The organism is Arthrobacter sp. P1_C12_2, from assembly GCF_056406415.1.
In genome coordinates this window covers 1-13,166 of the sequence record NZ_JBFUAF010000026.1, presented here as the reverse complement: position 1 = coordinate 13,166, position 13,166 = coordinate 1, and the positions used below count along the sequence as shown (strand labels likewise).

The window sequence follows — 13,166 nt, the reverse complement described above, 5'->3', positions numbered from 1 at the left end:
TCGGCCACTACACGCCAGCGGCCCCCGAATGGCCGGTAAAGACCATCCGGGGGCGGCAGACAGAGCGTCCCGTTCTTGCTATTTCAGGGGCCGGTGGTGAAGCTCCAGGTCGTAGCCGGGATGGGGTTGCCCCCGGCGTCGGCGATGCCGGTGGTCAGCCCGGCGGTAAACCGGGTGTTGGCCGCCAGCGTCGCGCTCGGGTTAAGGGTCACCACCCGAGTGAGGGTGTTGTAGGACACGACAGCCGGGATCAAGGCGTTGGTCGTGGCGTTCCTCAGCGTGACGGTCGTGGTGCTGGTGCCGGTGACCGCTTCACTGAAGGTTGCCGTGACGTTGGCCGTCCGGCTGACAGCCGTAGCGTTCGGAACAATGTTGCGTGCCGTTACGGACGGTGCCGGACCGGTCGTGAAGGTCCAGGTGGTCGTGGCCAGCGTATTGCCGCCCGCGTCCCTGATGGCGGCTGCGCCGCCGGTCAAAGTGGCGGTGTAGCGGGTATCCGCGACGAGGCTCGCCGTCGGGTTCAACGTAGCGACCCGCGTCGTGGCGTTGTAGGCAACCGTCGCGGCAACTGCCGTTCCGGCCGCGTTCCGCAGCGTGAATGTCGTGCCGCTGACACCGGTGACGGCCTCGCTGAACGTAGCCGTGACATCCGCCGTCTGGCTTACCCCGGTGGCGTTCACAGCAGCACTGCGGGCCGTCACCGTCGGGGCCGTACCCACCGTGAAGGTCCAGGTGGTCGTGGCCAGCGGGTTGCCGCCCGCGTCCCTGACGGCGGCTGCGCCGCCGGTCAAAGTGGCGGTGTAGCGGGTATCCGCGACGAGGTTCGCCGTCGGGTTCAACGTAGCGACCCGCGTCGTGGCGTTGTAGGCAACGGTTCCCGCAACTGCCGTTCCGGCCGCGTTCCGCAGCGTGAACGTCGTGCCGCTGACTCCGGTCACGGCCTCACTGAACGTCGCGGTGACATCCGCCGCGGCATTCACTCCGGTGGCGTTCGCAGCAGCGCTGCGGGCCGCCACCGTCGGGGCCGGGCCGGTGGTGAAGGACCAACTGGTCGTGGCCAGTGCGTTGTTTGCCGCGTCCCTGATGGCTGTCGCGCCGCCGGTCAGGGTGGCGGTGTAGCGGGTGTCCGCGACGAGGTTCGCCGTCGGGTTCAAGGTAGCGATCCGCGTCAGGACGTTGTAGGTCACCGTCCCGGCCACAGCCGTTCCAGCCGCGTTCCGCAGCGTGAACGTCGTGCCGCTGACCCCGGTCACGGCCTCATTGAACGTCGCCGTGACGTCGGCCGCCTGGCTGACTGCCGTGGCGTTCGGCACTGCACTGCGGGCGGACACCGTGGGTACCGCTGTGTCGGCCGGTGCCGCGGTCGTGAACGTCCAGCTGGTGGTAGCCAGGGGGTTGTTGGCCACGTCCCTGATGGCGGCCGCGCCGCCGGTGAGGGTGGCCGTGTAGGTGGTTCCCGCGGCCAGGTCGGCCGTCGGGTCCAGCGTCGCTACCCGGGTGAGCGGATTGTAGGTGACCGCACCAGCGGCCGCGGTTCCGGTTCCGGTGGCCGTTCCCGTCCGCAGCGTGAACGTCGTTCCGCTCACAGCCTGGACGGCTTCACTGAACGTGGCCGTGACATTCGTGCCCGCGGCCACGCCCGTCGCCCCCACTGCTGGGGTCCGGGTCGAGAGCGTTGGCACCGCTGTATCGGCGGCCGTAGTGAACGTCCAGCTGATGTTGTCCAGCGGATTGTCCGCGGCATCGCGGATGCCGGCGCCGCCGCCGCTCAGCGCGGCAGTGTAGGTGGCTCCCGCGGCCAGGTCGGCGGCCGGGTCCAGCGTGGCGACCCGGGTGGTGGCGTTGTAGGCAACCGTCGCGGCAACTGCCGTTCCGGCCGCGTTCCGCAGCGTGAACGTCGTTCCGCTCACGGCTTGGACGGCCTCGCTGAACGTGGCCGTGATATTCGTGCCTGTGGCGACGGCCGTTGCACCCGCCGCGGGTGTCCGCGTCGTCACCGTCGGAACGACGGTATCCGCCGTGTTGAAGGCCCAGGTGGCGCCGGCGTATGCGTTGCCCGCGGGATCGGTGATGGTGTTCTTCAGCGACACCGTGTACCTGGTGCTGCTTGCCAGCGGATCCGTCGGATCGAGGGTTGCCCTTCGGGCAGCGGTGTCATACGTCACCGCGGCCGGAACGACGGCGCCGTTGGCGTCCAACAGGACGAAGGACGTACTGTTCACGCCGCTGACGGCCTCGGAGAACGTGGCAGTCACGGTGTTCAGCGCCGGGACTCCCGTCGCGTTCGGCGCCGGGGACTGCCCGGTCAGGGTCGGCGCCACAGTGTCCGGCTCTCCGATTCGCCAGGAGAACGTTGCCGGCGCCCCGACGTTGCCTGCGGCGTCGGTTGCCCGCACGTTGAACGTGTAGTCGCCGTTGAGTTGTGCGTCATAGGACTTGGGTGACACGCAGGTGGGATCCCACGCGCTGTTGCTGGGCAGCAACTGGCACTCATGCGAGGCCGCCGGATCATCGCTCCGATACGTCACGGTCGGAGTGGTGTCCGCAGACGGGTTGGACGGGAACGGGGCAATGATGGACGTCGTTGGCGCCGTCGTATCGACGGTAAAGGAGAGAGTGCCGGATGTCAGGTACTGCGGTATGGCCGGATCGGTGGGAAGTCCCGTCTCAGGGTCAACGGTGTAGGCCGGGTTGAGCGTCCGCGCCTGGACGCGATGTGGTCCTGGCGCCAGTGCGGCGTCCAGAGGCACCGAGTAGGCGCCGTTGACCGTGGTGGTTGTTGCGGCGGGAGTCGCGCCGCCGTCCAGGACGATCTCGACCGGCGCTTCCGAAGCACCGACCCCCGGGACGGTGCCGGTGAAGGTGGGCGTCGTGTTGTTGGTGGTGTTGTCCGAGTTGGACCGTCCGCTGTCGCTGGCGGCTGCCAAATCAGGGGTGGAGGGGGCAGCGTCCGGTCCGTCGTAGATCAGGCCTTGCACGGTGAAATTGTCGATCCGCAACGTGTTGACGCCGGGGCCTCCCGCATTGGGTCCTTCCACGATCACTGCGTTGAGGCCGGACGGAGCACCGGTGACCGGGCGCGCGGTGTTGATGTCACCAATCGTTCCCGCCGGAGCCCCGATCTGCCGAAGGAAAGTGGCGGTAGTTCCGGCCTGGTAGTCCCCGAGGAACGCTTCCCCGACACTCGCCCAGTCGCAGGGATTGCGGGGTGAAGGGGTGCAGAGGCCGGCGTCGATAGTCTGCTTGATTACGCCCGGCCGCTTCCCGCCCGGCGGATCGGCTGTGAGGGAATTAACTCCGTAGGGATGCCGGAACGTGTACGTGGCTCCTGGCACGAGGCCGTCCATGACGAAGCGCAGCCGGGCGAATCCCATTTGCTCCCCCGGCGTGACCGCTCCGTTCACGTGCGCCGCCTCAAGGGCCGCTTCGTAAAGGAGCGTGCCTCCCTCCGCGGCAGCTTGAAACCAGAACGCCTCCTCGGGAAAGTTATCCGGATACGCCGCCGGGGCGCCGGGGTTCGGCGGCTCGGACAGGCAGCCGGATCCAGCCATGTAGCACAGCTGCAGTTTGACAGTGCCATCCGAGTACCACGTCGGGAAGCCGTTCTGCGGGTCTACCGGGCTGACGCCAGCCACAGCGGCCTGAGCCGGCAGCACCGCCAGCGGGGCCATCGCGGCAGCCAGCAGCGTACCCGCGGTGACGGACGCCAGCCAGCGCAGTCTGCCGGGCGGATGTTCGCGGTTGTTATGGACGGTTTGCGGTGTGCGGCCGGGACGAAGTGTTCTGATTGACACGATGGTTTCCCCTTGCTCAATAGGGAGATCCCCACATCACGGAGACCTAACTCTTCCGTGGGCGTCCCACGGTGTGCATCCAGAAACTATCGGCTGTACCCTGCGAAATTCCTGCCCAAACCTTGAGGCGTCGGGGGGCCCTTGCCGGGTCGGGGGCCCCGCCGGCGTCTATTTCCGGCCGGTCAGCTGGGTGCCTTGGATGGCGTCAGCGGCACTGCTCCTCTGGAGTCGATTGACACGCCTGCGGGCGACCCTATCTGCCGAGCTTTGCCAGGATGGCCGCAAGTTCCGCGCTCGTCACGCCGTGCCGGCCCAGGTAGTCCGCGGTGTTCAGGGACCGGAGGAATTCCAGCAGGCTCTTGCCCCGGGATTCCAGCAGGGGCAGCAGGACGTTCTCGGGCAGGAAGCGCTCGTGGGGATGCGGGACATGCCGGAGGTGCTCGTTGATGCCCCGCATGGAGCGCTGGTAGCCGCGCACAATGGCCTCGTCGCTGTCGCCGGCGAGGTCCTGGAGCATGGCGGCGATCATGCCGCTCCGGTCCCGCCCGGCGGAGCAATGGATGACCACGCCGCCCTCGGCGGCTGCCACTGTCTTGAAGACGCGGGCCAGCAGGTGCGGGAACAGCCTGGCGTTGTCGGCATAGCAGGCAGGGTCGTTCAGGTAGGGTACACAGAGCTCGCGGAATTCGCGGTTTTCCGGGTCTTCGGTAGGGGCCAGCACGACGTCGAAGCCGGCCAGGGCCGCCGCCCGCACCGGCGGGTCGGTCTCCCGGCGCCGGATTTCGGCTTCGTTGCGGAGGTCGATGACGGTGCGGATGCCCCGGTGGTACGCCTGCCGCCAGCCGGCTTCGGTGAGCCATTCCCGGCGTCCCATGCGGAACACGTCCCCGGCCACGTGCCACGCGTTGACGGCCCCATCCCACTCCATCGTTCCGGGCACCGTCTGCCCCTTGGCTTGGCCCAGGGGCGCTGCAGGAATCATCATCCAGAAAGCTAAGCACACGCGCCGGCGCGATCCACGGCAGGATTCACAAACGTTATACACAATGGGACCATGGCAGGGTGTGGGGGTTCACGCTTCCGCAAAGGGCGGCGGTGACCCCGGTGGCCGCCGGGCTCCTGTTCAGTTCGCCTGCCGCCGGGACTGACACCTTTTCACGACACGTTTTCACTGCACGCGCGCTGAAACCAGCGGGCCACTGAGGAGAACACTATGGGAAGTCTGAAACTTCGACGCCGGCGAACGGCTCTGGCGGCCGGGCTCGCCACCCTGGCAATGGCGGCCGGTTTGGCGGCGGTGCCGGCGCAGGCGGTGGACCGGACCACGTACGTCGCGCTGGGAGACTCCTACGCCGCCGGGCTCGGGGCGGGCCCGTACCTGGATGATTGCTACCGCAGCGGGAACAGTTATTCCGAGCTCGCTGCCCACACGAAAACCATCAAGCTGGTCGCCAACGCGGCCTGCAGCGGCAAGACGACCCAGGACGTCGCAACCACCCAGCTGAAGCGGCTGAACAAGCGCACTGAGCTCGTCACCATCACTGCTGGCGGCAACAACCTCCGGTTTAGCGAAATCCTCGCCTCCTGTGGCGCTGCCATGGTCAATCCCGCCGCGAATCCGCTGTGCGAAGCCGCCAGCGCCTACGCGGAGGGCGAGATCTCCAGTCATAAACTGGCCGGTGACGTGACCGCGATGATCCAGCGCGTGAAGGCTGCCGCACCCAATGCCAAGGTTGTAGTGACGGGCTACCCCTACCTCTACGACCCGGTCGCCCCCGGTAAGAGTGATCCGATGTCACGTTTCATCTACAGGGCCACGCACCTGGCTGACGGACTGAACGGCTCCATCGCCGCCGCTGCCCGGGCCACCGGAGCGGAGTATGTCGATGTCCGGGCCGCTTTCGCCGGTCACGGCGTCAATTCTGCGGCCCCGTGGATCAACCTCAACCGTTCGGCCCTGGCCAGTCCCGAAAACTTCCACCCGAACGTCCAGGGCTACGAGGCGTACTTCGCATCGCTTAACGAGGCCAAGGCCTACTCGGCATCCTAGCGCCGCTTGGCCAGCCTGGACTCCAGGGCGTTGCGGACCATTGGCCACTCGTGTTCCAGGATGGAAAACACGACGGTATCCCGCAACGCCCCGTCAGCGTTGCGCGTATGGCTGCGGAGCACGCCGTCCTGCTTTGCACCCAGCCGCGCGATCGCGTCGCGGGACTGGTGGTTGAGCCAATGCGTCCGGAACTCGACGGCGGGGCAGCCCAGCGCCTCGAAGGCGTGCCGCAGCAGCAGCAACTTGGAGTCCGGGTTGCTGCCGCTGCTATGTGCGGAGGCCGCGTTCCAGGTGGAGCCGATCTCCACCCGGGGCGTGGCGGCGTCGATGTTCATGTAGGTGGTCATGCCGATCACCCGGCCCGGCCCGCCCGTGGCGGGGTCGCGCAGCCGCGTGGTGAAGGGCAGCATGTCGCCGCTGTCCTGCAGGGCCAGGCGCCGCTCAATCTCGGCGGCCATGTCTTGTGGGGCAGGCACACTCGTGTACCAGAGGTGCCACAGCTCGCCGTCGCGGGCCGCCTCGACGAGGCCGTCGTGGTGGTCCAGGCTCAGCGGCTCAAGGACGACGTATTTTCCGGTCAGGGTGATGGGGGCGATCGGGGCGCGGTCCAGGGAGGTCACCGCACCATCCTAGGGGCACGGACGAACGCTGGTCACTTGGTCCAGTCGAAGAAGCCCTTGCCGGACTTGCGTCCCAGTTCGCCGCGGGCGACCTTGTCGCGGAGGATCTGCGGCGGGGCGAAACGATCGCCCAGCGTGGACTGCAGGTACTCCGCGATGCCGAGGCGCACGTCCAGGCCCACAATGTCGGTGGTCCGCAGCGGGCCCGTGGGGTGCTTGTAGCCCAGAACCATGGCGTTATCGATGTCTTCGGCGGTGGCCACGCCCTCTTCCACCATGCGCATCGCTTCGAGTGCGATCGCGACGCCCAGCCTGGAGGAGGCGAAGCCAGGCGCGTCGTTGACCACGACGGCGGTCTTGCCGAGCGCCTCGACCCAGCCGCGGGCGGCCTGGGCCAGGCCGTCGGAAGTGTGCTCGCCGAGGACTACCTCGATGAGCGTCGACGCCGGCACCGGGTTGAAGAAGTGCAGGCCCAGGAAGTTTTGCGGCCGCTTCAGTTCACGGGCCAGCCCGTTGACGGACAGCGACGAGGTGTTGGACGCGAGGTAGGCGCCGTCGGCGAGCCGTTCCTCGATGCCGCGCAGCGCGGTGACCTTCAGGTCCCAGTCCTCTGGAACGGCCTCGACCACCAGCTGCCGGCCGGCGAAGTCGTCGTAGTCCACCGTGACCGCGAGCCGGGAAACGATCTCGTCCAGGTTGCCGTCCACGGCGCCGCGCTCAATGCTCTTGGCGGCGGCGGACTCGACCCGCTCCCGGGCGGCCTCGGCCGACGCCTCGTCACGCTCGACCACCACGACGTTGGCTCCGTTGATCAGGAAGGCGTGGGCGATGCCGGCGCCCATGCGGCCGCCACCGAGGACACCGACGGCTGCGGGAAGGTTGGCGGGGAGTACGGAGTTGCCCATGTCTATTTCTGCTTCCCGGAGTCTTTGGCGCACTTTTTTTCGGATTTCTTATCCAATTTCTTATCCAAGAAAGTCTGCATGCGGTCGAACTTGGCCTGGGATTCGAAGAGGATCCCCTGTGCCAGCTGGTCAATGAGGGGATGCGCCTCGGCCGGGGCGTGGAACACTGATTTGGTGATCCGGACGGCGAGCGGGTCCTGTGTGGCGATCCGGTCGGCGAGGCTGTGGGCCGCGGCCATCAGCCCGGACGGTTCATGGATTTCGGTGATGAGATTGACCGCGAGGGCACGTTCTGCGCGCAGCACGGAACCGGCGAGCAGCATCTCCTTGGCGACGGGCTCCCCCACGAGTTCCTTGAGGCGCCAGCTGGCACCGGCGGCGGCCAGGATGCCGAGTCCGGTTTCGGGATTGCCGATCCTGACGGACGGGGTGCCGATCCGGAAGTCGGCGGCGTAGGCCAGTTCGGCGCCGCCGCCGAGGCAGAAGCCGTCCAGGGCTGCGATGACGGGCATCGGCAGCTTGGCGATCCGGACGAAAATRGTGGAGTTGATGCCCTGCAGCGCATCGTCGCGGCGCCGTTCGCGCAGCTGGCCGATGTCGGCGCCGGAGGCGAAAACCCCCTTGGTGCCGGCGATGATGAGGACTTTCGGGTGCTGCTCGAGATGGGCGCAGACGGTGTGGAGTTCGTCGACCATCTGCTGGTCGATCGCGTTGCGGACCTCGGGGCGGTTGAGCACCACCACCACGCGGTCCTCGCGCTCTTCGACCAGGAGGGTGCTGAAGCCAGCCGCGTCGAGGGCCAATGCCGGGGCCGCCACTACACGCGCTCCAGCAGCATGGCCGTGCCCTGGCCGACGCCGATGCACATGGTGGCGAGGCCGATCTTCGCGTTTTCGCGTTCCATCCGCCCCAGCAGCGTGATCGCGATCCGGGAACCGGATGAACCGAGCGGGTGGCCCAGGGAGATCGCGCCGCCGTCGCGGTTCACGATCTCCGGGTCCAGGCCGAGCCGGCGCATGCTGGCCAGGGACTGGGTCGCGAACGCCTCGTTCAGTTCGACGGCGCCGAGGTCACCGGCGCTGAGCCCGGAACGGGCGAGCACCTTCTGGGTGGCCGGGACCGGGCCGATGCCCATGATTTCGGGCTCGCAGCCGGCGGAGGCGCCGTCGATGATGCGGGCGCGCGGCGTGAGGCCAAGCTTCTGGATCGCGGCTTCCGAGGCCACGATGATGGCGGACGCGCCGTCGTTGAGGGTGGAGGAGTTGCCCGCGGTGACGATCGAGCCGCCCTTGACTACCGGCCGGAGCCCGGCGAGGACGTCCATGGTGGTGCCGGCGCGGGGGCCCTCATCGGTGTCCACCACGGTCTCGCCCTTGCGGGTCTTGACGGTCACGGGGACGATTTCCTCGGCGAAGCGGCCTGCGGCGATGGCGGCGAGGGCGCGTTCGTGGGAGCGGACTGCGAAGGCGTCGGCGTCCTCCCGCGAGATGCCGTCAACCCGCCCCACCTCTTCCGCCGTCTCCGGCATGGAGTAGGTCATCTTGCCGTCCCGGGAGAGCTCGCCCTTGGTGAACTGGGGGTTGACGAAACGCCAGCCGATGGAGGTATCGAAGATTTCGCCCGGTTTGGCGAAGGCGGTCCGGGGTTTTTCCTGGACCCAGGGGGCCCGGCTCATGGATTCGACGCCGCCGGCGATCACGATGTCCGCGGCGCCGGATTTGATCATGTGGCTGGCCATGATGATGGCGCTGAGCCCGGAGGCGCAGAGCCGGTTCACGGTGATGCCGGAGATGTGGAGGGGCAGCCCGGCGAGGAGGGTGGCCATGCGGGCCACGTTGCGGTTCTCTTCGCCGGCGCCGTTGGCGTTGCCGAGGATGACCTCGTCGATGGTGTCCGGATCGACGCCGGCGCGGGCCACAGCCTCGCGGACCACCAGTGCGGCCAGGTCATCGGGGCGGACTGCGGAGAGGGCGCCGCCGTAGCGGCCCACCGGGGTTCGGGCGCCGCCAACAAGAAAAGCCTCGACCATGAGAACATCCTTCACCAAGAAAGCGGGGCCGGCAGCAGAGTAATTTACCGACCGTTCGTTCTATAAAGATTACACGGCGAGGCAAGGGGGTCAACCGGATGCCCCGGGATTACGCGACGACGACGCCCAGATGGGCCGCCAGCAACGGAGCGAGCAGGGTGAGCTGGTGGTCGTCGACTACCAGGCCGGACAGACTGCCCAAGCCGCTGACAGTGCGGAAGTCGCTGCCCCGGAGATCGAAGTCCTTGAGCCTGGCTCCGGTGAAATCCAGGGTGCCGATCGTGCAGTTTTTCAAGGCGACCCGCGTGGCGGTGCAGGAGCCCAGATCCAGCTCGTTGATGATGCAGTCACTGATCTGCACGTCCGTGAGCTTGGATCCGCGCAGGTTCACGTAGTCGAGTTTGCCGCCGTCGATCCGCACGGACTGCCAGCCACTTTCATAGAGCTCCGCCGATCCCCAGCGGGGGTTGCCGATCTCCACATCCCGGAGGCTGGCCCGGGCCGCCATCAGTACCGGGGCGTAAGCCTCGGCCAGGATGCAGTCACGAAAAGTCGCGCCGCGCAGCTGCGTCTCATTGAAGGACACCCCGGTGAATTCGCACTCGGCAAAGTCCGTACCGCCAAGGTCCAGACCGTCTGCCGACGCGCGGCTGTACCGGACGCCGTCGTACCGTTCACCACGCCGAAAATCCGGGGCAGGGTCGTCCCGCAGATCCCCGGGCCGGACCGGGGCCAGGCGGGGGGCGGTGACTTTGGGGGTTTTGTCCGCCGCAGTGCGCCGAACCATTACAGGGCCTCGGCCTTGGCGGCGATGTCCGCCAAATCTTTTGCCAGCGCCTTGCGGGTGATGCGCATCCCGAGCGGACCGAACACGGTGAGCATGATCCTGCTGAACCGGGTCGGTTTGATAACTTCGGCGCCAAAGGTCAGCGTGAGGTCAGTTCCGCCGCCGCGCTCCGCCAGTGCGAACCTGGTGGTGTAGTCGGCGCCGCCTTGGAGGGCCTTCACGGTGGTGCTGCCGGCCCGGCCGCTCGACGGCGCCTCGGACTGGGAAACCCACATCTCCACGGTTTCCGAGCGCCCCATCATGGTGCGGGTTTCCTTCCAGCGGGTGCCCACGGCATAGGGTCCGTCGGTGAGCATCTGGATCGAATCGACGCCGGACAGGGTCGCGGCCGATCCGGGAATGTCGGACACCACCGCCCAGACCGAGTCCGCCGGAGCATTGATGTGCTGCGTGAGAGTGGTCTTGTGGTCCATGACCTCGAGCCTAGCCCGCGGACCGGGGAAAATTCACCCTTTCGCGAACCGCCCCGCCACGGCCGCAGGCGAGGCTCCAAAGGATTATCCGGTGAGACCCCTTGAATTAGTAAGCATGCTTTGTGTTAGTCTGATCGGACAGTATTTTCAACCGGAACGAAAGGTGGCCTACACCATGGGTGTCGGAGACAAGATTCAGAACGAAGCAGAGCACCTCGGCGGCAAGGCCAAGGAAACTGCCGGAAACGCCACTGGCAACGACCAGCTGCGCGCCGAGGGCCAGAAGGACCAGGTTGTAGCCGACGCGAAGAAGGTCGGCGAAAACGTTAAGGACGCTGTCAAGAAGGACTAGTTCTTAAAACGCTGGCGGCGCCGGATTTTTCCCTTGGGGGATGTCCGGTGCCGCTTTTGTGTGCCCGTGTTTTAGTGCCCGTGCAAGAATGACCCCAAGCCAACGGAGGGGTCAGCATGGCACGGACACACGCAGGACGCGGCGAGTCCGCCACCCGGGATCTGAGCAATACTGACCTGAGCCAGGCCAGCGCCGCCGCCGGCGGTTCACCCGTGCTGCGCGGCTACCTGGCGACGCCGGAGGGCGACGGGCCTTTTCCCGCGGTACTGATGGTCCATGAAGCCTTCGGCCTGGACGACATCACCGTCCGCCACGCCGACCGGATGGCCGCGGCCGGATACCTGACGCTGGCCGTTGACCTTTACAGCGACGGCGGGGCGCGCCGCTGCCTCGTGGCGACCATGCGCGCGCTGGCCGCAGGCGAGGGCCGGGCTTTCACCGATCTGGCCACGGCCAGGGACTGGCTGCGCGACTCCGGCCGGACCACGGGCAAGATTGGCGTGATCGGCTTCTGCATGGGCGGCGGCTTCGCCCTGCTGCTGGCCAACGACGGCTTCGACGCCGCCGCCGTCAACTACGGACGGCGGCCGAAAGACCCAGGGGAGGCCCTCGCGGGCGCCTGCCCGATCGTGGCCAACTTCGGCGGCCGGGACCGCACCCTGCCCGGCGAAGCGGCAAAACTCGCGGCCGTGCTCGACGGCCTGGGCGTGGTCCACGACGTGAAGGAATTCCCGCACGCCGGGCACGCCTTCCTCAACGATGCGGAGACCGGACCGAGAGTGCTGCGGCCGCTCATGCGGGTCATGGGCATCGGCCCGGATCCGGAATCGGCCCCCGAAGCCTGGCAGCGGATCGAGGACCACTTCGCCCGGCACCTCAGGACCTGAGCCCCCGCGCGCCGGCCGGCTCAGGGATATCTGAGCCGCATGGTTGCCGCCGCGTCACGGTTGGGTACGTGGGCTCCCGGCATGACACCATACCGACCATGGTCCAGAAGATTGCGTACCAGGGTGAGCCCGGCGCCAATTCCAATATTGCCTGCGCGCAGATGTTTCCCGAGCTGGAAAGCGTCCCCTGCGCCAGCTTCGAGGACGCTTTGGAGCTGGTATCCAGCGGCGAGGCCGCCCTGGCCATGATTCCTATTGAGAACTCGATCGCCGGCCGGGTGGCTGACATCCACATACTGCTGCCCCAATCCCGTCTGCAGATAGTGGGCGAGTACTTCCTTCCGATCCATTTCGACCTGATGGGCATCCCCGGCAGCACCATCGAGGGGGCCACCGAGGTCCACAGCCACATCCACGCCCTGGGTCAGTGCCGCAAATTGATCCGCAGTGCTGGCCTGAAGCCTGTTATTGCCGGGGATACCGCGGGTTCCGCCCGTGAAGTGCGGGAGTGGAACGATCCAGCCAAGCTGTCCCTCGCTCCCCCGCTCGCTGCCCGGATCTACGGCTTGGAGGTGCTGGCTTCGCGGGTGGAGGATGACCCGTCCAACACAACCCGGTTCGTGGTCCTGGCGCCGGAAAAGGACCTGCCGTCCCGGGAGTCGTTGCCGGGAGCGGCTGTGACCAGCTTCCTGTTCCGAGTCCGGAACGTCCCCTCCGCACTCTTCAAGGCACTGGGCGGGTTTGCCACGAATGGCGTGAACATGACAAGGCTGGAGAGCTACATGGTGGGCAACGAGTTTGCTGCAACCATGTTCATGGCCGACGTCGAAGGACACCCCGAGGACCCGCCTGTCGGCCTGGCCCTTGAGGAGCTGGCCTTCTTCACCACCGAAGTGCGCATCCTGGGCGTCTATGCCGCCGCCGAATACCGGACCGGGCAAACAGTCCCCGGCTGAGCGCCCGCGGCAATTCGCTACGGATCCGGGCCGGCGACACGCAAAAGGCCCGGCGCTGCTGGTATCGGAACCTGTCAACCTCTTTGAGACGGATTCGCTAGTTCGCGGGTTCGTTTCCTGGGGTCGTTGATCCAGCTTTCGGTGTGGACGGTGGGTGCCCGGGGGCGCTGGTGGTGCCTGTGGGGGTTCGCTGCCCATGCGGTGTCCAGGGCCCTCTGGCGTCGTTCCCGGCACTCGGGCCAGGTGCCCTCGTGAACGGATTCCGGGGTGTAGTAACCGATCCCGGAATGGCGGTGCTCGGTGTTGTAGGCGT

12 protein-coding genes and 1 pseudogene are annotated in these 13,166 nt (G+C 67.2%); 4 read left to right on the top strand and 9 right to left on the bottom strand.

Going from position 1 to position 13,166, the window contains the following annotated elements; genetic code table 11:
* Positions 1–83: 83 nt before the first annotated feature.
* Together AC1DZQ_RS20640 and AC1DZQ_RS20635 are read right to left on the bottom strand one after the other, a co-directional pair.
* Complete coding sequence (locus AC1DZQ_RS20640) at positions 84–3,794, bottom strand: Ig-like domain-containing protein (protein ID WP_476965254.1); 3,711 nt, start codon at positions 3,792–3,794, stop codon at positions 84–86.
* Positions 3,795–4,047: 253 nt separating this feature from the next.
* On the bottom strand, positions 4,048–4,722 hold the full coding sequence (locus AC1DZQ_RS20635; RefSeq protein ID WP_476965290.1) for a tyrosine-protein phosphatase: 675 nt from the start codon (positions 4,720–4,722) through the stop codon (positions 4,048–4,050).
* 285 nt (positions 4,723–5,007) lie between these two features.
* Here AC1DZQ_RS20635 and AC1DZQ_RS20630 point away from each other — a divergent pair, with 285 nt between their 5' ends.
* A complete protein-coding gene (locus AC1DZQ_RS20630; RefSeq protein WP_476965253.1) occupies positions 5,008–5,844 on the top strand; it encodes an SGNH/GDSL hydrolase family protein in 837 nt (278 codons plus the stop codon).
* On the opposite strand, the gene AC1DZQ_RS20625 is transcribed toward AC1DZQ_RS20630, so the two are convergent.
* The 6 genes from AC1DZQ_RS20625 to AC1DZQ_RS20600 all read right to left on the bottom strand — a co-directional run bounded on the left by AC1DZQ_RS20625 (position 5,841) and on the right by AC1DZQ_RS20600 (position 10,658).
* Positions 5,841–6,464: a GNAT family N-acetyltransferase gene (locus tag AC1DZQ_RS20625; RefSeq protein ID WP_476965252.1), complete on the bottom strand. Its 624-nt coding sequence runs from the start codon at positions 6,462–6,464 to the stop codon at positions 5,841–5,843. The two genes, AC1DZQ_RS20630 and AC1DZQ_RS20625, sit on opposite strands and share 4 nt — an antisense overlap.
* A gap of 32 nt (positions 6,465–6,496) precedes the next feature.
* Complete coding sequence (locus AC1DZQ_RS20620) at positions 6,497–7,369, bottom strand: 3-hydroxyacyl-CoA dehydrogenase family protein (RefSeq protein ID WP_476965251.1); 873 nt, start codon at positions 7,367–7,369, stop codon at positions 6,497–6,499.
* A 2-nt stretch (positions 7,370–7,371) separates the two neighbouring features.
* On the bottom strand, positions 7,372–8,187 hold the full coding sequence (locus AC1DZQ_RS20615) for an enoyl-CoA hydratase/isomerase family protein (protein WP_476965250.1): 816 nt from the start codon (positions 8,185–8,187) through the stop codon (positions 7,372–7,374).
* Positions 8,187–9,398: a thiolase family protein gene (locus AC1DZQ_RS20610; protein WP_476965249.1), complete on the bottom strand. Its 1,212-nt coding sequence runs from the start codon at positions 9,396–9,398 to the stop codon at positions 8,187–8,189. The genes AC1DZQ_RS20615 and AC1DZQ_RS20610 overlap by 1 nt, the downstream gene beginning before the upstream one ends.
* A gap of 109 nt (positions 9,399–9,507) precedes the next feature.
* Positions 9,508–10,185 carry a pentapeptide repeat-containing protein gene (locus tag AC1DZQ_RS20605; RefSeq protein WP_476965248.1) on the bottom strand — a complete coding sequence of 226 codons (678 nt, stop codon included), beginning with the start codon at positions 10,183–10,185 and terminating at the stop codon, positions 9,508–9,510.
* On the bottom strand, positions 10,185–10,658 hold the full coding sequence (locus AC1DZQ_RS20600; protein WP_476965247.1) for an SRPBCC family protein: 474 nt from the start codon (positions 10,656–10,658) through the stop codon (positions 10,185–10,187). The genes AC1DZQ_RS20605 and AC1DZQ_RS20600 overlap by 1 nt, the downstream gene beginning before the upstream one ends.
* Positions 10,659–10,833: 175 nt before the next feature.
* On the opposite strand from AC1DZQ_RS20600, the gene AC1DZQ_RS20595 reads away from it, so the two are divergent.
* From AC1DZQ_RS20595 to AC1DZQ_RS20585, 3 genes are all read left to right on the top strand, one after another.
* Positions 10,834–11,010 (top strand): CsbD family protein, encoded by a 177-nt coding sequence (locus AC1DZQ_RS20595; RefSeq protein WP_459385532.1) that lies wholly within the window; start codon positions 10,834–10,836, stop codon positions 11,008–11,010.
* Positions 11,011–11,126: 116 nt separating this feature from the next.
* Positions 11,127–11,897: a dienelactone hydrolase family protein gene (locus tag AC1DZQ_RS20590; protein ID WP_476965246.1), complete on the top strand. Its 771-nt coding sequence runs from the start codon at positions 11,127–11,129 to the stop codon at positions 11,895–11,897.
* Positions 11,898–11,995: 98 nt separating this feature from the next.
* Positions 11,996–12,853, top strand: a complete 858-nt coding sequence (locus AC1DZQ_RS20585; protein ID WP_476965245.1) for a prephenate dehydratase — start codon at positions 11,996–11,998, stop codon at positions 12,851–12,853.
* Positions 12,854–12,927: 74 nt separating this feature from the next.
* Here the strand turns inward: AC1DZQ_RS20585 and AC1DZQ_RS20580 are convergent.
* A pseudogene (locus AC1DZQ_RS20580) lies at positions 12,928–13,166 on the bottom strand (hypothetical protein); the annotation flags it as partial.